18 protein-coding genes are annotated in these 17522 nt (G+C 59.9%); 10 read left to right on the forward strand and 8 right to left on the reverse strand.

Going from position 1 to position 17522, the window contains the following annotated elements; genetic code table 11:
- Positions 1-31 precede the first annotated feature (31 nt).
- The 4 genes from CKW38_RS14785 to CKW38_RS14800 form a co-directional block, all read right to left on the reverse strand.
- Complete coding sequence (locus tag CKW38_RS14785) at positions 32-706, reverse strand: hypothetical protein (RefSeq protein WP_007911853.1); 675 nt, start codon at positions 704-706, stop codon at positions 32-34.
- 240 nt (positions 707-946) lie between these two features.
- Complete coding sequence (locus CKW38_RS14790; RefSeq protein WP_007911854.1) at positions 947-1504, reverse strand: L-threonylcarbamoyladenylate synthase; 558 nt, start codon at positions 1502-1504, stop codon at positions 947-949.
- Positions 1505-1559: 55 nt separating this feature from the next.
- Complete coding sequence (gene dprA, locus CKW38_RS14795) at positions 1560-2660, reverse strand: DNA-processing protein DprA (RefSeq protein WP_007911856.1); 1101 nt, start codon at positions 2658-2660, stop codon at positions 1560-1562.
- 80 nt (positions 2661-2740) lie between these two features.
- Positions 2741-3766 carry a LysM peptidoglycan-binding domain-containing protein gene (locus CKW38_RS14800; RefSeq protein ID WP_095113122.1) on the reverse strand — a complete coding sequence of 342 codons (1026 nt, stop codon included), beginning with the start codon at positions 3764-3766 and terminating at the stop codon, positions 2741-2743.
- A gap of 160 nt (positions 3767-3926) precedes the next feature.
- Between CKW38_RS14800 and def the strand changes: the two genes are divergently transcribed.
- From def to CKW38_RS14825, 5 genes are all read left to right on the forward strand, one after another.
- Positions 3927-4433 carry a peptide deformylase gene (gene def, locus CKW38_RS14805; protein ID WP_007911858.1) on the forward strand — a complete coding sequence of 169 codons (507 nt, stop codon included), beginning with the start codon at positions 3927-3929 and terminating at the stop codon, positions 4431-4433.
- Between the two features lie 58 nt (positions 4434-4491).
- Positions 4492-5451 carry a methionyl-tRNA formyltransferase gene (fmt, locus tag CKW38_RS14810; protein WP_095113123.1) on the forward strand — a complete coding sequence of 320 codons (960 nt, stop codon included), beginning with the start codon at positions 4492-4494 and terminating at the stop codon, positions 5449-5451.
- A complete protein-coding gene (gene rsmB / locus CKW38_RS14815) occupies positions 5448-6758 on the forward strand; it encodes a 16S rRNA (cytosine(967)-C(5))-methyltransferase RsmB (RefSeq protein ID WP_095113124.1) in 1311 nt (436 codons plus the stop codon). The genes fmt and rsmB overlap by 4 nt, the downstream gene beginning before the upstream one ends.
- Positions 6759-6780: 22 nt before the next feature.
- A complete protein-coding gene (trkA, locus tag CKW38_RS14820) occupies positions 6781-8157 on the forward strand; it encodes a Trk system potassium transporter TrkA (protein WP_007911861.1) in 1377 nt (458 codons plus the stop codon).
- A 168-nt stretch (positions 8158-8325) separates the two neighbouring features.
- Positions 8326-8640, forward strand: coding sequence for a tetratricopeptide repeat protein (locus CKW38_RS14825; RefSeq protein WP_095113125.1), 315 nt, complete (start codon positions 8326-8328; stop codon positions 8638-8640).
- A 1-nt stretch (position 8641) separates the two neighbouring features.
- On the opposite strand, the gene CKW38_RS14830 is transcribed toward CKW38_RS14825, so the two are convergent.
- The 3 genes from CKW38_RS14830 to CKW38_RS14840 form a co-directional block, all read right to left on the reverse strand.
- A complete protein-coding gene (locus CKW38_RS14830; protein WP_007911864.1) occupies positions 8642-8881 on the reverse strand; it encodes a PilZ domain-containing protein in 240 nt (79 codons plus the stop codon).
- A 73-nt stretch (positions 8882-8954) separates the two neighbouring features.
- The gene (locus CKW38_RS14835; protein ID WP_008084359.1) at positions 8955-9842 is read right to left on the reverse strand and encodes a lysophospholipid acyltransferase; all 888 of its coding nucleotides are present in this window, start codon (positions 9840-9842) and stop codon (positions 8955-8957) included.
- Positions 9843-9882: 40 nt separating this feature from the next.
- The gene (locus CKW38_RS14840) at positions 9883-10440 is read right to left on the reverse strand and encodes a DNA-3-methyladenine glycosylase I (RefSeq protein WP_095113126.1); all 558 of its coding nucleotides are present in this window, start codon (positions 10438-10440) and stop codon (positions 9883-9885) included.
- 81 nt (positions 10441-10521) lie between these two features.
- On the opposite strand from CKW38_RS14840, the gene glyQ reads away from it, so the two are divergent.
- From glyQ to CKW38_RS14860, 4 genes are all read left to right on the forward strand, one after another.
- Entirely contained in the window at positions 10522-11475 is a 954-nt protein-coding gene (glyQ, locus tag CKW38_RS14845; protein WP_025112261.1) for a glycine--tRNA ligase subunit alpha, read from the forward strand.
- The gene (gene glyS / locus CKW38_RS14850; protein ID WP_095113127.1) at positions 11472-13526 is read left to right on the forward strand and encodes a glycine--tRNA ligase subunit beta; all 2055 of its coding nucleotides are present in this window, start codon (positions 11472-11474) and stop codon (positions 13524-13526) included. Before glyQ ends, glyS begins: the two co-directional genes overlap by 4 nt.
- 4 nt (positions 13527-13530) lie before the next feature.
- On the forward strand, positions 13531-14070 hold the full coding sequence (gmhB, locus tag CKW38_RS14855; RefSeq protein ID WP_176472334.1) for a D-glycero-beta-D-manno-heptose 1,7-bisphosphate 7-phosphatase: 540 nt from the start codon (positions 13531-13533) through the stop codon (positions 14068-14070).
- An 83-nt stretch (positions 14071-14153) separates the two neighbouring features.
- Positions 14154-14933, forward strand: a complete 780-nt coding sequence (locus CKW38_RS14860) for a 1-acyl-sn-glycerol-3-phosphate acyltransferase (RefSeq protein WP_095113128.1) — start codon at positions 14154-14156, stop codon at positions 14931-14933.
- A 167-nt stretch (positions 14934-15100) separates the two neighbouring features.
- Here the strand turns inward: CKW38_RS14860 and CKW38_RS14865 are convergent, their stop codons facing one another.
- Complete coding sequence (locus CKW38_RS14865) at positions 15101-16633, reverse strand: HAMP domain-containing sensor histidine kinase (RefSeq protein WP_095113129.1); 1533 nt, start codon at positions 16631-16633, stop codon at positions 15101-15103.
- Positions 16634-16802: 169 nt separating this feature from the next.
- Between CKW38_RS14865 and CKW38_RS14870 the strand changes: the two genes are divergently transcribed.
- Positions 16803-17519 (forward strand): response regulator transcription factor, encoded by a 717-nt coding sequence (locus tag CKW38_RS14870; protein WP_007911873.1) that lies wholly within the window; start codon positions 16803-16805, stop codon positions 17517-17519.
- Positions 17520-17522 lie beyond the last annotated feature (3 nt).

Genomic DNA, 17522 nt, shown 5'->3' on the forward strand with positions numbered 1-17522 from the left:
ATCCATGACTGGCAGGACGCTTCGAGCGTGTTCAGTACTTCTGTGGATGAGCCGCCGACGGTCTTGGCGTCCGATGACCGACAGTCGCGGAATCAGGCTGTTGCAACGCTGCGAGGATTTGCCGCCACTCGGCTGACAGCACCCAGTAATCCCCGCGTGCGCGCTGTTCGATATGCATGGGATTGGAGGCAACCGGCATCAGACCGAAACGCTGGTACAGGCGCAGCTGCGATGCCCTGCACAACGCAGTGACACCTTGATAGCCCTGTTTTATGGCCCACTCGGCAGCGGCCGCCATCAGACTGTCGACGGCAATAGGCTGTTCGCTGGGCGCGTACGAGATCAAGCGACTGAGTTCGACATGGCGTGACAACGCCACCGTGGGCGAAACATGCTGCTGCGCCAGTGATGCCCACTCGAACGGCGCCGGAGTGGCCCTCAATACCGCCAGCAACTGATCGTGCCGATACAACAGAAAGTGGGTACTTCGCGGCCGTGTCGCCAGTCGGGTTTCGAGCATCCGCGCCCTGGACGTCAGCATGTAATGCTGCAGCCGAAGCCGAAATTGCCGTTCGATAAACCGATCGAACACTTGGGTATCCGACCCCGCTTCAAGCATCACGATCCGGCATCCCTCCTGATGACTGTTTAACGTCACCTGAAGCGTCTGCAAGTATTCCGTGAGTTGCAAATCCGTAGTGTCCATTCTTTCTCCGCAGACCTTAACTTATCGAAGTGTTTCGAGTGCAGGGAAAGGATGGTTGCTTTTGGCGATACCGCCACGAAACGCGGTCTGATAATCAGGTGGGAAAATTCAGTTAATTCAGATAGTTGATGATTTTTCCGACGCAACAACAAGCATCATTGCAGGATAAATCGCAGGCACGCGTAGTACTCCTCGCCGTCAAGGCGAGGAGTACTCACGTTACTAATGTTAGAGGCTGGATCAGTCGGGACGGATGACTTTGCCGGTCGCCAGATCACGAATCACGCTGGGGTTCTTGCGCCCACCCAGTTGCCCGCCCAGTATCAGATCGATCTGCCCACGGAAATATTGCTCAACCCGCAAGCGAGTGCGCGCTGCCGGGCGCCCCTGTGGGTTGGCAGAGGTCGAAATCAACGGCCCGACCATCGAGCACAGATCGCGCACCTGCGGGTGATCACTGACCCGTAGCGCCACGGTGTCGTGCATACCGGTCACCCATTCGGGCAACAAACCTTGATGCGGCACCAGCCAAGTGTTCGGCCCCGGCCAGGTGCTGGCCATGCGGTCAATCCACTCTGGCGGGAAGTCTTCGAACAGAAAATCGAACTGGCGAATATTGTCGGCAACCAGAATCAGCCCTTTGACCACCGATCGATTCTTGATCGCCAGCAACCGATCCACGGCCTCTTCGTTCCATGGGTCGCAACCCAGCCCCCAGACGGCTTCGGTTGGATAGGCAATCACCGCCCCGGCGCGAATCTCTCGTGCGGCTTGTTGCACACGCCAACTGTTGACCATGAAAAAACTCTCCGCAATCAGGTTTCGCGCAGTTTACCGATCTTCCTTGTAAAACCTAGCTTGTCCTGGCCAACCAGCGACCGTTTTCGCATACCGCGCGGCCGTCCATTTCCAGTTCGGTGAGTGCCGCCAGCACTTTCGGTAACGCCCAGCCGCTGCTGTCGGCCAAACCTTCGCTGGTGTGCGGCGCGGCGTGCAGCAATATGAGCAATGGATGATCGACTTTCGCGGTGTCTGCGGACAATGGCAAATGCTGCCAGCCACGCAGGGCTTCGAGGATGTGCTCGATGGTTTCCACCAACACCGCGCCGTCGCGAATCAATTGGTGACAACCGCGCGCGCCTGGGTGATGAATCGAGCCGGGAATCGCATACACCTCGCGCCCCTGTTCGGCTGCCAGCCGCGCAGTGATCAATGAACCGCTGGCAACGCTGGCCTCGACCACCAGCACTCCCAGAGACAATCCGCTGATGATCCGGTTACGACGCGGGAAGTTGCTCGCCGTCGGCCCGGCATCCAGCGGGAACTCCGAAAGCACTGCGCTGCCGGACGCGATCATCGCGTCAGCCAGGCGCCGATTGCGCTGTGGATAAAAATTTTCCAGCCCGGTACCCAACACACCGACGGTCAAGCCACCGACATCCAGTGCCGCCTGATGCGCAGCGGCATCAATGCCCAGTGCCAGACCGCTGGTGATGACAAAACCGGCCCCGGCGAGGCTGCGGGAAAACGCCGCTGCCGTGTCCATTCCCGGACGCGAAGCGCGTCGGCTACCCACCATTGCCAGTTGCGGTTTTTCCAGAATCAGTGGATCCCCGGCGACAAACAGCAACGGCGGTGGATCCGGAATCTGTGCCAGCAGCGCCGGATAATCCGCCTGATCCCACATCAGCAAATGATGATCCGACCGCTCTAGCCAGCGCATTGCATGGCTCGCGCCATCGCGCACCTCAGGACAGCGTCGCGCTTCGGCGCAGGCCGCCGGCATTCCCAGCGAGCGCCAGGCACTCGCTGGCGCGCTGATGGCTTTGGACGCCGAGCCGAAAGCTTCGAGCAATTTGGCAAACCGCTTCGGACCGATGTCCGGCAAGCGGTGCAGGCGCAGACGCGCTTCCAGTTCCGCTGGCGAAACCGGCGTGCAGACAGACAGCATCATGGATCATCCTTGATCGTTATAAGTCCCGAACCATTCGGAACAAGCTGTGGATAACTCTGTTGGTAACTTGTGAAGCAAGCTTACGGATTTCGCACCCTGTCGAGCACCGCCAGCGAGCGCGATGCGTTGAGCACGAGGCCATAGCTGAGTTTGTCGTAGGTGCGGAACACCATCAGCAAACCGGCGCGCTCATCGGGAATTTTCAGCGGCTGACCGGTGATGCGATCACGCACGGTTTCGCCGGTTTTCATCACCACCAGCACGTTGCCTTCGGCCAGACCGTCGCGCTTGCCCTTGTTCAACGTGACTACGTCCATCACGCCAATCTGGGTAACACCGCGCGGCACATCGATGATCACTCCGTTGATGTTGGTCGTTGGTGCGCTGGGCATGAAGGTCGAGTTGATCGAGCGCTCTTCGCCGCTGAACAAACGATCGCCGAGGCGTACTTCCTGAGTGGTGCGTTGCAGGGCGAGAGTGGCGACGTCGCCTTCGGTCGCGACAATCTCACCGCCACCGATGTCGTCGGCATTGATCCCGAGGAACTCCTTGGTCTGCGGATCGGTGTAGACCTTGCCCTGACGGAAGATGCCGTAGACCGGTTGATCGGGGTCGAAATGGCCGCGAGCGAAGATGCGGTCACCGGTACCGCTGAGCACGCGTTCGGCATCGCCGGCGACGATGTACGGCGCCTTGTCGAAGTCCTCGGCCTTGTCGACGATGCGATTGCTCAGCAGAAAGCTGTTGATGGATTTCAGCGGAATGCTCGGAATCGCCTCGGCCACCGGGCTGGTACGGATCCGTGGCGAGAGCTTGATGGTGCCGCGCGACTCGCCGCGATTGACGGTCAGACGCGGCTGACCGTCGACATAACTGAGGGTCAGCGTGTCGCCGGGATAGATCAGGTTGGGGTTTTCAATTTGCGGATTGGCCCGCCACAGTTGTGGCCACTGCCAGGGCTCGCGCAGGTATTTGCCGGATATGTCCCAGAGTGTGTCCCCCGAAACCACCGTGTATTGCTGTGGAAAACCATCCCTGAGTTGCACTTGCCCTTGCACCACGCCGGCCGAAGCCAACAGCAGCAGGGCGAGTAGTGTTTTCCTCATGCAGTGAATCCCTTTATCATGTGCATTCGCGTGAACCGTCAGAGCCCCCGTGGCTCGCTTGTGCAAAATGCACAAGCTACGCTTCACAACGGTAGCCTGCATCTTCGGACCTGCCAGGCCATCGCCCGACTTTACTCAACGTGTGCAGCAATCAAAGCCTATGGCCATTTTAAACATCCTCGAATTCCCGGACCCGCGTCTGCGCACTATCGCCAAGCCTGTGGCTGTAGTGGACGACGAAGTGCGTCAGTTGGTCGATGACATGTTTGAAACAATGTATGAAGCGCCGGGCATCGGCCTTGCCGCGACCCAGGTCAACGTGCACAAACGTATCGTCGTGATGGACCTTTCCGAAGACCGCACCGAACCGCGGGTGTTCATCAACCCCGAGTTCGAATCGCTGACCGAAGAAATGGACCAATACCAGGAAGGCTGCCTGTCGGTACCGGGTTTTTACGAAAACGTCGACCGCCCGCAAAAGGTCAGGATCAAGGCGCTGGACCGCGACGGCAAGCCTTATGAGCTGATCGCCGAAGGCCTGCTCGCGGTGTGCATTCAGCACGAATGCGACCACCTCAACGGCAAATTGTTCGTCGATTACCTGTCCACGCTCAAACGCGACCGGATCAAGAAGAAACTGGAAAAGCAGCACCGCCAGAACGCTTGATGCCCCTCCTTCAAAGGCTTGCTGCGGCAAGCCTTTTTCTTTTTATGAGACGCCCTTCATGACTGAGCCACTGCGCATCGTTTTTGCCGGCACCCCGGAATTCGCCGCCGAACACCTCAAGGCCCTGCTGAACAGCCCCTACGAGATCGTTGCGGTCTACACCCAACCGGATCGCCCGGCCGGTCGCGGGCAAAAACTGATGCCGAGCCCGGTCAAGCAGCTCGCCCTGGAAAATAATATCCAGGTGTTGCAGCCGCCGACTTTGCGCAACGCCGATGCACAGGCTGAACTGGCCGCGCTGAAACCGGACTTGCTGGTGGTGGTCGCCTATGGCCTGATCCTGCCGCAAGTGGTGCTGGATGTTCCGCGTCTGGGTTGCATCAACAGTCATGCCTCGTTGCTGCCACGCTGGCGCGGTGCGGCGCCGATTCAACGCGCAGTCGAACACGGTGATGCCGAGAGCGGCGTTACCGTAATGCGCATGGAGGCCGGCCTCGACACCGGGCCGATGTTGCTCAAGGTCGTCACGCCGATCACCGGTGAAGACACTGGCGGCTCCTTGCATGATCGTCTCGCCGAGATGGGTCCGCCGGCCGTGGTGCAAGCGATTGCCGGTCTGGCTGCTGGCACGCTGGAAGGCGAAGTGCAAAACGACGAGCTCGCCACCTACGCGCACAAGCTCAACAAGGACGAAGCACGCATCGACTGGAGCCGCCCGGCGGTTGAGCTGGAGCGACTGGTGCGCGCCTTCAACCCATGGCCGATCACCCACAGCACCCTTAACGGTGAAGCACTGAAAGTGCTGGCGGCGACGCTTGCCGAGGGCAATGGCGCGCCGGGTGAAATCCTCAGCGCCAGCAAGGACGGCCTGGTCGTCGCTTGCGGCGAACAAGCGCTGTGCCTGACCCGTCTGCAATTGCCTGGCGGCAAGGCACTGAACTTCAGCGACCTGTTCAACAGCCGCCGTGAGAAATTTGCTCTCGGCACCGTACTCGGCGCAGCGGTGGACGCGCAATGAACCCGCGTCTGGCCGCCGCCAAGGCACTCGCCGCCGTGCTCAGCGGCAAAGCCTCGCTGAACAGCTCCCTGCCCACGCAACTGGACAAAGTCGAGGATCGCGATCGCGGTTTCACTCAGGATCTGGCGTTCGGCACTGCGCGATGGCAGCCACGCCTGTCGGCGCTGGCGGAAAAACTGCTGCAGAAACCGTTCAAGGCCGCCGACGCCGATGTCGAAGCGCTGCTGCTGGTCGGTCTCTACCAATTGCTCTACACCCGCGTGCCGGCCCACGCCGCCATCGGCGAAACCGTCGGTTGCGCCGACAAGTTGAAAAAGCCGTGGGCCAAAGGCCTGCTCAACGCCGTGTTGCGCAACGCCCAGCGCGAAAGCGAAACAATTTTCGCCGAACTGGAACGTGATCCGGTGGTGCGCACTGCTCACCCGCGCTGGCTGCAAAAATCCCTCAAGGCCTTCTGGCCTGAGCAGTGGGAAGCCATTTGCGAAGCGAACAATGCGCATCCGCCGATGATTCTGCGGGTCAACCGCCGCCATCACAGCCGCGACGCCTACCTTGGTCTGCTGACCGAGGCGGGCATTGCTGCGACGCCATGCGTTTACAGCCGCGACGGCATCATTCTCGAAGCCGCTGCCGACGTGCGCAGCCTGCCGGGTTTCGCCGAAGGCTGGATCAGCGTGCAGGACGAGGCCGCGCAACTGGCTGCCGACCTGCTTGATCTGGCGCCGGGCCAACGCGTGCTCGACGCTTGCTGCGCTCCCGGCGGCAAGACCTGCCACATCCTCGAAGCCGAACCGGCGCTGGCCGGCGTAGTCGCGGTGGATCTGGAAGCCAAACGACTGGTGCGGGTTAAGGAAAACCTTGAACGCCTTGGTCTGAATGCCGAACTGATCGCCGCCGACGGTCGCGACACCGAGAAATGGTGGGACGGCAAACCGTTCCAGCGCATTCTGCTCGACGCACCATGCTCGGCCACCGGCGTGATCCGCCGCCATCCGGACATCAAGCTGACCCGTCAGCCGGACGACATCGTTGCCCTCGCACAACTGCAAGGCGAGCTGCTCGATGCGATGTGGAAAACCCTCGAAGTCGGCGGCATCCTGCTCTACGCCACCTGCTCGACCCTGCCGACCGAGAACACCGAAGTCATCGCCGCGTTCCTCGAGCGCACCCCGGGTGCCCGCGAACTCGATCTGGCCACCCCGGCCGGAATCAAACAGCCCCATGGTCGCCAATTGCTGGCCCAGCAGGGCGGGCATGACGGGTTCTACTACGCCAAGCTGATCAAGATCGCTGCCGCGCGCGGCTAAACGGATTCAACGGAGTGACTGGATGAAAATCATCATCCTCGGTGCGGGACAGGTCGGCGGTTCGCTGGCCGAGCATTTGGCCAGTGAAGCCAACGACATTACGGTGGTCGACACCGACGGCGAACGCCTGCGCGACCTCGGCGACCGCCTCGACATCCGCACCGTGCAGGGCCGTGGCTCGCTGCCGTCGGTGCTGCGTCAGGCCGGTGCCGACGACGCCGACATGCTGGTGGCGGTGACCAACAGCGACGAGACCAACATGGTCGCCTGCCAGGTGGCCCACACCCTGTTCCACACCCCGACCAAAATCGCCCGGGTGCGCGAAGCGTCTTACCTCAATCGCGAGGAACAGCTGTTCCAGAACGAAGCGATTCCGGTCGACGTGTTGATCAGCCCCGAGCAAGTGGTGACCAACTACATCAAGCGCCTGATCCAGCATCCCGGCGCGTTGCAGGTGATCGATTTCGCCGAAGGCGCTGCGCAATTGGTGGCGGTGCGCGCCTATTACGGCGGCCCGCTGGTAGGTCAGCAACTACGGCAGTTGCGCGAACACATGCCGAATGTCGAGACGCGCGTGGCAGCGATTTTCCGCCGTGACCGACCGATTCTGCCGCAGGGCGATACGGTGATCGAGGCCGATGACGAAGTCTTCTTCATCGCTGCCCGTGAGAATATTCGTGCGGTGATGAGCGAAATGCGCCGCCTCGACGAAACCTACAAACGCATTGTCATTGCCGGTGGCGGGCAGATCGGCGAGCGTCTGGCCGAGGCCATCGAAAGCCGGTATCAGGTGAAAATCATCGAGATGAGCCCGGCGCGTTGCCGTTATCTCTCCGACACCCTCGACAGCACCGTGGTGTTGCAGGGCAGCGCTTCTGACCGTGATTTGCTGCTGGAAGAGAACATCGCCGACGCCGACATTTTTCTCGCGCTGACCAACGATGACGAAGCCAACATCATGTCGTCGCTGCTGGCCAAACGGCTGGGGGCGAAAAAGGTCATGACGATCATCAACAACCCGGCCTACGTTGATCTGATCCAGGGCGGCGACATCGACATCGCCATCAGCCCGCAGCTGGCGACCATCGGCACGCTGCTGGCCCACGTGCGTCGTGGCGATATCGTCAGCGTGCATTCATTGCGTCGCGGTGCCGCAGAAGCGATCGAGGCGATTGCTCACGGTGATGCGAAGTCGAGCAAGGTCATCGGCAAACCGATCGAGAAGATCGGCCTGCCGCCCGGCACTACGATTGGTGCGGTGATCCGCAATGAACAAGTGATCATTGCCCACGACGACACGGTGATCGAAGCGGGCGACCATGTGATTCTATTCCTTGTGGATAAAAAGCATATTCGCGATGTGGAGAAGCTGTTTCATGTGGGGTTGAGCTTCTTCTGATCCTGAATGAGCGGTGCCTTCATTGGCCCCATCGCTGGCAAGCCAGCTCCCACAGGGTTTTTCGGTTGTTCACAAATGTGATGTGCACCCGAGATCCTTGTGGGAGCTGGCTTGCCAGCGATGGCGGTATCGCAGATCTTTCTGACGCGCTAGAAAAGGAACCCACCGATGCTCGAATCCCTGGAAAAAATGCTCGCCAAGGGTGTGGATAACTCCCTGCTTCGCTTCGGCTTGGGCAAGGGTCATCTGGATCTTGGGGAAAACGCCAAGGCCGCGGAGCATTTCCAGCGCTGTGTCGGTTTCGATCCGAAGTATTCAGCAGCGTGGAAACTGTTAGGCAAGGCGCATCTGGCGCTGGGCGATCACGCCGCCGCGCGGCAAGCGTGGGAACAAGGTCTGGAAGCGGCCCGCGCCCATGGCGACAAGCAGGCCGAAAAGGAAATGACGGTGTTTCTGAAGAAACTGGATCGTCAGGCGCAGTAAATCAAAGGTAGCGAAGTCCGATACCGTCGGCATCTACCGTCACCACTTCCATACGCACCCGCGGCGCGCCTGTGGGTAACCCCTGCACCTGGCCGTAAACCACTGCACCTTTGGGCAAAGAAGCCAAAACCGGATGCTGCACAAACACCCCGGTGGGCGACAGATTGCGCGTCTGCCCGAGGCATTCGCCAAAGCTGTCGTGGGTAATCTTGATGCGGAAAGATTTGCGGTGTTCGGACATCTTGTTGCGCCCTTTGATGAACGGTTGTGGATAACCTCACCAGAGAAGTTATCCACAGATCATGCCAATCAGCTCAATACCAGCGCTCTTCGCCCGGCGGGCGTTTCTTGAAGCGCTTCATACTCCACATATACTGGCTCGGATACGCCGCGACATAACGCTCAACCACCTTGCTCATCGCTGCGCAGGATTCGGCGGTATCGGTGCTGTACATGGCTTCTGGCGCGGCTTCGAGGATCACTTTGTAGCCAGATCCATCGGGCAGGCGCAACGCATGCAGGAACACGCCGACGGCTTTGCCACCGGCCAACATGTTCGGCACGAATTTGCTGGTCAGCGCTTGCGTGGCGAAGAACGGCACGAAGATCCCGGCGGATTCGGCCGGTTCCGGGTCAGCGGGAATGCCCACTGCACCACCTTTGCGCACTTCCTTGATGACGCTGAGGATGCCTTCCTTGGTCGACGCGGCGACTTTGTTGCCCAGTTGCACGCGCTGTTTGCGCAGCAATTCATCCACAGCCTTGAGCTTCGGCGGACGGTAGAAAATGATCGGCTTGCACTGGCTGCAATAGAAGTGATTGAGCACTTCCCAGTTACCAAGGTGGCTGGTGATGCCGACTACGCCTTTGCCCGAGGCCAGAGCGTCTTTCAGCACGTCGAGGCCTTCGACTTCGCGCACCAGGTCGATCGAGCGCTGCGCTGGCCAGATCCACGCGCAGGCGCTTTCGGTCAGCGACTTGCCGATGTCTTTCAGGCTCTGCCCGACCAGACGCTCACGTTCGGCCGGATCCATCTGTGGAAAACATTTCGCTAGGTTGATCCGCACCACGTCGCGGGAGCGGTTGGGGGTTTTCCACATGATCCAGCCGATCGCCGAACCCACGGCCTGCACGGCCCGCCATGGCAGCAGGGCAAACAGCCGCAGAGCGCCTACCAGCAAGGCGCCTTTAAACTTTTCCACAGGTCACTCCTGATCTTGTGCGGTGCGCGAGGCGGCCATTCTAACCGCCGTTGGCGAGCTGCGCGTAGCGGTCGCAATCCTGAGTGTGATCCATGACCATGCCCGAGGCTTGCATCAATGCGTAGCAAATGGTCGGGCCGACGAACGTGAACCCGGCCTTTTTCAAGGCTTTGCTCATCGCCAGCGCTTCGGGGGTGATCGCCGGGACTTCGCTGCGATCCTTGAAATGATTGATGATCGGTTGGTCGTTAACAAACGACCAGAGGAACCCCACCGGATCCTCCAGCGCCAGCCAGGCCTGGGCATTACGGCGAGCGGCGTTGAGTTTGAGGCGGTTGCGGATGATCCCCGGATCGAGCATCAATTCGTCGATTTCGGCGTCGCTCATCTGCGCCACGCGCTGTACGTCAAAGCCGAACAACACCTCGCGATAACGCTCGCGTTTGCGCAACACGGTGATCCACGACAGCCCGGCCTGGAACCCTTCGAGCAAAAGCAACTCGAACAAACCCTGCGCATCGCGTAGCGGCGTGCCCCACTCCTGGTCGTGATAAGCCATGTACAGCGGATCTTCGGTACACCAAAAGCAGCGTGGCATAAGGCTCCAGGGGGCGTGCGCAGCAATGAATCGGGTATACTCCCGCTCTTTAAATCGCAGCCCAAGAAACAGGTGAATTTCGTGAGCCAGCCTACGCCAGCCGTGCGTACCTTCCAAGACTTGATCCTCGCGCTCCAGCAATACTGGGCCGAGCAAGGTTGCGTGGTACTTCAGCCCTACGATATGGAAGTAGGCGCCGGCACTTTCCACACCGCGACCTTCCTCCGCGCCATCGGCCCGGAAACCTGGAACGCCGCTTACGTGCAGCCAAGCCGCCGTCCGACTGACGGCCGTTACGGTGAAAACCCGAACCGTCTGCAGCACTACTATCAGTTCCAGGTCGTCCTGAAACCGAACCCGGACAACTTCCAGGAACTGTACCTGGGCTCGCTCAAGCATGTCGGCCTGGACCCGCTGGTCCACGACATTCGCTTCGTCGAAGACAACTGGGAATCGCCGACCCTCGGCGCCTGGGGTCTGGGCTGGGAAGTCTGGCTCAACGGCATGGAAGTGACGCAGTTCACTTACTTCCAGCAGGCGGGCGGCATCGAGTGCTACCCGGTGACCGGCGAGATCACCTACGGTCTCGAGCGTCTGGCCATGTACCTGCAAGGCGTGGATTCGGTCTACGACCTGGTCTGGGCTGACGGCCCGATGGGCAAAGTCACCTACGGCGACGTGTTCCACCAGAACGAAGTGGAGCAGTCCACTTACAACTTCGAGCACGCCAACGTCGACAAACTGTTCGAACTGTTCGACTTCTATGAAAGCGAAGCCAAGCGCCTGATCGAACTCGACCAGCCGCTGCCGTTGCCGAGCTACGAAATGGTCCTGAAGGCCTCGCACACCTTCAACCTGCTGGATGCGCGCCGGGCGATCTCGGTGACCGCGCGTCAGCAATACATTCTGCGCGTACGCACCCTGGCGCGTTCCGTTGCGCAAGCCTACCTGCTGGCACGCGCCAAGCTGGGCTTCCCGATGGCGACCCCGGACCTGCGTGACGAAGTACTGGCCAAGCTGGAGGCAGCACAATGAGTGCGCAAGATTTTCTGGTTGAACTGGGCACCGAAGAACTGCCACCGAAAGCCCTGAACACCTTGGCTGAAGCGTTCCTCGCCGGTATCGACAAGGGCCTGCAAGCCGCTGGCCTGAGCTACGAGACTAAAACCGTCTACGCCGCGCCGCGTCGTCTGGCTGTGCTGATCACCGCGCTGGCGACTCAGCAACCGGATCGCAGCATCAACCTCGATGGCCCGCCACGTCAGGCGGCGTTCGACGCTGAAGGCAATCCAACGCAAGCAGCCTTGGGTTTTGCCAAGAAGTGCGGCGTCGATCTGAGCGAAATCGATCAGAGCGGCCCGAAACTGCGCTACAGCCAGAGCATCGCCGGCAAGCCGACCGCAAGCCTGCTGCCGACCATCGTCGAAGATTCGCTGAACGACCTGCCAATCCCGAAACGCATGCGTTGGGGTGCGCGCAAGGAAGAGTTCGTGCGTCCGACCCAATGGCTGGTGATGCTGCTCGGTGACCAGGTCATCGACTGCACCATCCTCGCGCAAAAGGCTGGCCGTGATTCCCGTGGTCACCGTTTCCATCACCCGCAAAGCGTGCGCATCGGTTCGCCGTCGAGCTACCTCGCCGACCTGCGTGCCGCTTACGTGCTGGCCGATGCCAACGAACGTCGCGAGATCATCAGCAAGCGCACCGAAGAGCTGGCCACCCGTCAGGAAGGCACGGCAATCGTTCCGCCAGCGCTGCTCGACGAAGTGACCGCGCTGGTTGAATGGCCGGTGCCGCTGGTGTGCTCATTCGAGGAACGTTTCCTCGACGTGCCGCAAGAAGCGCTGATCACCACCATGCAGGACAACCAGAAGTACTTCTGCCTGCTGGATGCCGACGGCAAGTTGCTGCCACGTTTCATTACTGTGGCCAACATCGAAAGCAAAGACCCTCAGCAGATCATCGCCGGTAACGAGAAAGTGGTTCGCCCACGTCTGACCGACGCCGAGTTCTTCTTCAAGCAAGACAAGAAGCAGAAACTCGAAGCCTTCAATGATCGCCTGAAGAACGTGGTGTTCCAGGAAAAACTCGGCAGCGTCTACGACAAGGCCGAGCGCGTATCGAAACTGGCTGCGTACATCGCCGCACGCATTGGCGGCAACGCCTCGTGGGCTGCTCGTGCGGGCCTGCTGTCGAAGTGCGACCTGGCCACCGAAATGGTCGGCGAGTTCCCGGAGATGCAAGGTGTCGCCGGTTACTACTACGCCCTCAATGACGGCGAGCCGGAAGACGTCGCGCTGGCGCTCAACGAGCAGTACATGCCACGCGGTGCCGGTGCAGAACTGCCAGCGACCCTGACCGGTGCAGCCGTTGCCATCGCCGACAAGCTCGACACCCTGGTCGGTATCTTCGGTATCGGCATGCTCCCCACCGGTAGCAAAGACCCGTATGCCCTGCGCCGTGCGGCACTCGGTGTGCTGCGTATCCTGATCGAGAAGAAACTCGACCTGGATCTGAACGACGCCGTGGCCTTCGCCGTGGCCGCGTTCGGTGCCAAGGTGAAGGCAGCCGGTCTCAACGAAGCCGTGCTGGAATTCATCTTCGACCGTCTGCGTGCGCGTTACGAAGATGAAGGCGTCGAAGTAGCCACTTACCTGTCGGTACGTGCCCTGAAGCCGGGTTCGGCGCTGGACTTCGACCAACGTGTGCAAGCGGTGCAAGCCTTCCGCAAACTGCCGGAAGCGGCAGCGCTGGCGGCGGTGAACAAGCGTGTATCGAACCTGTTGAGCAAACTCGAAGGCGCGGTACCGACCGAGGTGCAAGCCAAGTACTTCGACAACGCCAACGAGTTCTCGCTGTACTCGGCGATCCAGCAAGCGGATCAGGCTGTACAGCCAATGGCCGCTGCCCGTCAGTACAACGAATCGCTGGCACGCCTGGCGGCATTGCGTGAGCCGGTCGATGCGTTCTTCGACGCGGTGATGGTCAATGCCGACGACGCCAATGTGCGGGCCAACCGTTACGCGCTGTTGGCGCGTTTGCGTGGTCTGTTCCTCGGTGTTGCCGACATTTCGCTGCTGGGTTGAGGGATTGCTGTTGAAACTGCTGATTCTCGATCGGGACGGAGTAATCAATTACGACTCCGACGCTTACATCAAGTCAGTGGCGGAGTGGATTCCGTTGCCCGGCTCGATCGAAGCGATTGCGCAGTTGAGCAAGGCCGGCTGGACGGTGGCAGTGGCCACCAACCAGTCGGGCATTGCGCGCGGCTATTACGACCTCGCCACCCTGGATGCCATGCACGCGCGCTTGCGCGAACTGGTCGCGGAGCAGGGCGGTGAAGTCGGGCTGATCGTGTATTGCCCGCATGGGCCGGACGAAGGCTGCGATTGCCGCAAGCCGAAACCGGGGATGTTGAAAACCATCGCGGCGCATTACAACGTCGAACTGAACAATGTCTGGTTCGTCGGCGACAGCCTTGGTGACCTGGAGGCCGCCAAAGCCGTCGATTCACAGCCAGTTTTGGTAAAGACCGGAAAAGGCGCAAAGACTCAGGGCAAAACCCTGCCGGTTGGCACTCTGATTTTTGACGATCTGGCGGCGATTGCCGCAGAACTTATCCACAACTAGAGTACTTCTGAATTTCCTGACCAGGGATTGATCGGGAGTGCGCTTGAACACTCGGGCATTGCCCCGTAACGGTAAACGTCACTATGTCGATACTGCGGGCCATCAGGATTTTTCTCTTTTACCTGCTGCTGGGCACCACCTCCCTGCTGTGGTGCAGCTTGAGTTTTTTTATCGCGCCGTTTCTGCCGTTCAAGGCGCGCTATCGTTTTATCAACGTGTACTGGTGCCGTTGCGCCTTGTGGTTGACCAAGGTGTTCCTCGGTATTCGTTACGAAATCAAAGGTGCGGAAAACGTGCCTGACCGGCCCTGCGTGATTCAGTCGAACCATCAGAGCACCTGGGAGACGTTCTTTCTCTCCGCCTATTTTTCGCCATTGAGCCAAGTGCTCAAACGCGAATTGCTTTACGTGCCATTCTTCGGCTGGGCCATGGCCATGTTGCGGCCGATCGCGATTGATCGCGACAACCCGAAAGCTGCTTTGAAACAGGTCGCCGCCAAAGGTGATGAACTGCTCAAGGACAACGTTTGGGTGCTGATCTTCCCGGAAGGTACGCGTGTTCCTTACGGCACTGTCGGCAAATTCTCCCGCAGTGGTAGCGCTTTGGCGGTGAATGCGGCGCTTCCGGTCCTGCCGATTGCACACAATGCCGGCAAGTTCTGGCCGAAAATCGGTTGGGGCAAGAAGTCTGGCGTGATCACTGTAGTCATCGGCGAGCCGATGTACGCCGAAGGTACTGGCCCTCGCGCCATCGCCGAGCTGAACGACCGGGTGCAAGCCTGGAACGAGAAGACTCAGCGGGAAATGGGTTCGCTGCCACCCACCCCGCAGGCACCGGCGACAAGCGATCAGATCGCTGTCTGAGATTTTGTGGATAACCTGTGTACGGTTTTGTTGAAAACGCTTGAATATTGAAATTAAGTGATTGATTTACTTATATATTTCTCAAGCTCATAAAACACCGTAAAAGGTGCATAAGTTTTTTTCGGAAGTAAAAAAACCGGCTGATATAGCCGGTTTTTTGTGCCTGATCATTCGGGGATCAACGGTAACTCAAGCAGGAACGTGGTGCCTTGATCGACCATGCTGCGGCATTCGATTCTGCCGCCATGGTGATCGACCACCGCTTTGACCATCGACAGGCCGAGGCCCACGCCGTCGATGCCCTGGGCCGAGGAAAAGCGTCGGTACTGACTGAACAGATCAGGCAACTCTTGTTCGGCGATGCCTTTGCCTTGATCGGTCAGTTCGCAACATAGCCACTCTCCGTGGCAACTGACTCGTAGTTCAATCGTGGTGTCTGCCGGGCTGTACTTGATCGCGTTTTCCAGCAAGTTGAACAGCGCACGCGTCAGTAGTCCCTGGTCAGCCATGATCAGGCGCTCCTGGGATTGCTCATCCATGTCGTGCAGCAGTTCGATACGTTTCTGCTGGGCGATGGGCAAAGCCTGATCCAGCACGTCCAGCACCAACATCGCGAACAGGCTCGGCTGGAACTGATAGGCCTCGGACTCGGCCCGCGCCAGCAAGACGAAACCATCGGTCAGATCCAGCGCGCGACGCACCTGGCGCTCGATCTGGTCGAACAACGGCGAATCCACCTGGGCCTGATGGCGATGAACATCGAGCAGGGCGAGGATGGCCGAATGCGGGGCACGCAGATCATGGGAAAGAAAGCGCAGTAATACTCCACGTTGTTCCTCGGCAGCACGTTCGGCGCTGAGATCGGTAAGGCTCAGCAGCCAACCGATTGGCGTGTCTCCGTCCACCGGCAGCAGTGCGGCACGCTCCAGGCGCAGGCTGCGTTCCTTGTGATCGCGAAACTCCAACAACGGCATGGCCGACAGCGACGGGCGCGGCTCTGTGGACAACTCCGGATAACCGAGGCTGGCCAGTTGATCGAGGACGTCGTCCCCCACCAGATTGTGATCGAATAGCTGACGAGCCTTGCGATTGCCCAACAGGATCTGGCCTCTGGGATCGCTGATCAGTGTGGCGACGGGCAAGTACTCCAGACCGTCGGCAATAAAGCGACGGGTATCTCGGGTGCGACTCATGGCCTGTTCAAGCGCCATGATCTGGCCCTGCAAGCGATCAGTCCCGGTAAATTGCGTACGACGACGTTCGGGGAACACTTTCGGCTCGCTGTCCAGCCGCGCCAGCTCCCAGCCGAAATACGTCAGCACCACACTCAGACGCCGCCAGTTCCAGATCAAATAGCCGAACAACATACCCAGCACCGCCGGTGTCGGCGACCACCAGTGGCGCATTTCCGCTAGCCCGGCACTGATCAACAACACACACGCCATGCCGATCAGCGTTAGCCAAAGTGCCCATCGCGGTCGCCACAACAGCAACCCCAGCACACAAGCCACCAGCCCTACCGATAACAACGCTCCCGTAACAGGCGTTGCATCGTGCAGATTGACCTGCGCGCGATACGACAACAGCGCAGTCAGCGGCAACAGCACTAGACTTATCCACAACCACTCGCGCACCAGCTGTCGAAACAGTCGCTGCACTTGGCTCGGCTCTCGGCTTTCACGCCGACGATTGTTGTTCATAGGGAAACAGGGCAGGGCGATGTGAATGGTTTCATGGGCCACAGGTCTGAGACGTAGACCCGAAGAATCATAGCGGACGTCGACCAATGGCGGGCCGCTTACTTTCCCAGCAATGGCGGAGCGACTATGGTTGTCGGCCAACTGCCCAAGCATCAAGGAATCATCGCGTATGCGCGTTGCGATATTGGACGACGAACCCGCCGAACTGCGTCGGGTCGAGCAAACCCTGCAGCAAATGGCCGACGCTGGCGAGCAGCCGTGGTCGCTGCACAGCTTCGAGCGTGGTGAAGACCTGCTGCGACAGCTACGCCGGGAAACCTTCGACCTGCTGATCCTCGATTGGCAGTTACCCGATCTCACGGGTCTGGCCCTGCTGCGCTGGACCCGCGAGCACATGGAGGCGCCACCGGCAGCGATCATGCTGACCAGTCGCGATGGCGAAAGCGATATCGTCCAGGCCTTGAACGCAGGCGCCGACGATTACGTGAGTAAACCGTTCCGTCCCAATGAACTGAAAGCACGCGTGGCGGCGGTATTGCGCCGGCACAGTCAACAGCGTCCAGCCGCTGCCGAAGTGCTGAGTTTCAATGACTTGGCGTTTGACGATGCGGAACTGACGGTCACCCGCGAGGGCAAGCCGATCGTCATGACCGAACGGGAATACCGTCTCGCGCGTTGCCTGTTCAGCAACCTCGGACGGCCATTGTCGCGGGACTACCTGTATGAACGGTTCTGGCCCCATGAGGAAATGGCTTCGTCGCGACCGTTGGACACGCATATCTATCGCCTGCGCAACAAGCTCGGACTGACGGCGGATCGTGGCTGGCAACTGCTGACAATTTATGGCTACGGCTATCGGTTGGAAAGTGTGGCGGCCGTCACCTGAACG

The organism is Pseudomonas sp. Irchel 3H7, assembly GCF_900187605.1.
Lineage (GTDB): Bacteria > Pseudomonadota > Gammaproteobacteria > Pseudomonadales > Pseudomonadaceae > Aquipseudomonas.

What these genes read in the sequence shown, in the direction of transcription:
- CKW38_RS14785 (WP_007911853.1), bottom strand. Translation starts at nt 706, where the DNA reads ATGGACACTACGGATTTGCAACTCACGGAATACTTGCAGACGCTTCAG.
- CKW38_RS14790 (WP_007911854.1), bottom strand. Translation starts at nt 1,504, where the DNA reads ATGGTCAACAGTTGGCGTGTGCAACAAGCCGCACGAGAGATTCGCGCC.
- dprA (WP_007911856.1), bottom strand. Translation starts at nt 2,660, where the DNA reads ATGATGCTGTCTGTCTGCACGCCGGTTTCGCCAGCGGAACTGGAAGCG.
- CKW38_RS14800 (WP_095113122.1), bottom strand. Translation starts at nt 3,766, where the DNA reads ATGAGGAAAACACTACTCGCCCTGCTGCTGTTGGCTTCGGCCGGCGTG.
- def (WP_007911858.1), top strand. Translation starts at nt 3,927, where the DNA reads ATGGCCATTTTAAACATCCTCGAATTCCCGGACCCGCGTCTGCGCACT.
- fmt (WP_095113123.1), top strand. Translation starts at nt 4,492, where the DNA reads ATGACTGAGCCACTGCGCATCGTTTTTGCCGGCACCCCGGAATTCGCC.
- rsmB (WP_095113124.1), top strand. Translation starts at nt 5,448, where the DNA reads ATGAACCCGCGTCTGGCCGCCGCCAAGGCACTCGCCGCCGTGCTCAGC.
- trkA (WP_007911861.1), top strand. Translation starts at nt 6,781, where the DNA reads ATGAAAATCATCATCCTCGGTGCGGGACAGGTCGGCGGTTCGCTGGCC.
- CKW38_RS14825 (WP_095113125.1), top strand. Translation starts at nt 8,326, where the DNA reads ATGCTCGAATCCCTGGAAAAAATGCTCGCCAAGGGTGTGGATAACTCC.
- CKW38_RS14830 (WP_007911864.1), bottom strand. Translation starts at nt 8,881, where the DNA reads ATGTCCGAACACCGCAAATCTTTCCGCATCAAGATTACCCACGACAGC.
- CKW38_RS14840 (WP_095113126.1), bottom strand. Translation starts at nt 10,440, where the DNA reads ATGCCACGCTGCTTTTGGTGTACCGAAGATCCGCTGTACATGGCTTAT.
- glyS (WP_095113127.1), top strand. Translation starts at nt 11,472, where the DNA reads ATGAGTGCGCAAGATTTTCTGGTTGAACTGGGCACCGAAGAACTGCCA.
- CKW38_RS14860 (WP_095113128.1), top strand. Translation starts at nt 14,154, where the DNA reads ATGTCGATACTGCGGGCCATCAGGATTTTTCTCTTTTACCTGCTGCTG.
- CKW38_RS14865 (WP_095113129.1), bottom strand. Translation starts at nt 16,633, where the DNA reads ATGAACAACAATCGTCGGCGTGAAAGCCGAGAGCCGAGCCAAGTGCAG.
- CKW38_RS14870 (WP_007911873.1), top strand. Translation starts at nt 16,803, where the DNA reads ATGCGCGTTGCGATATTGGACGACGAACCCGCCGAACTGCGTCGGGTC.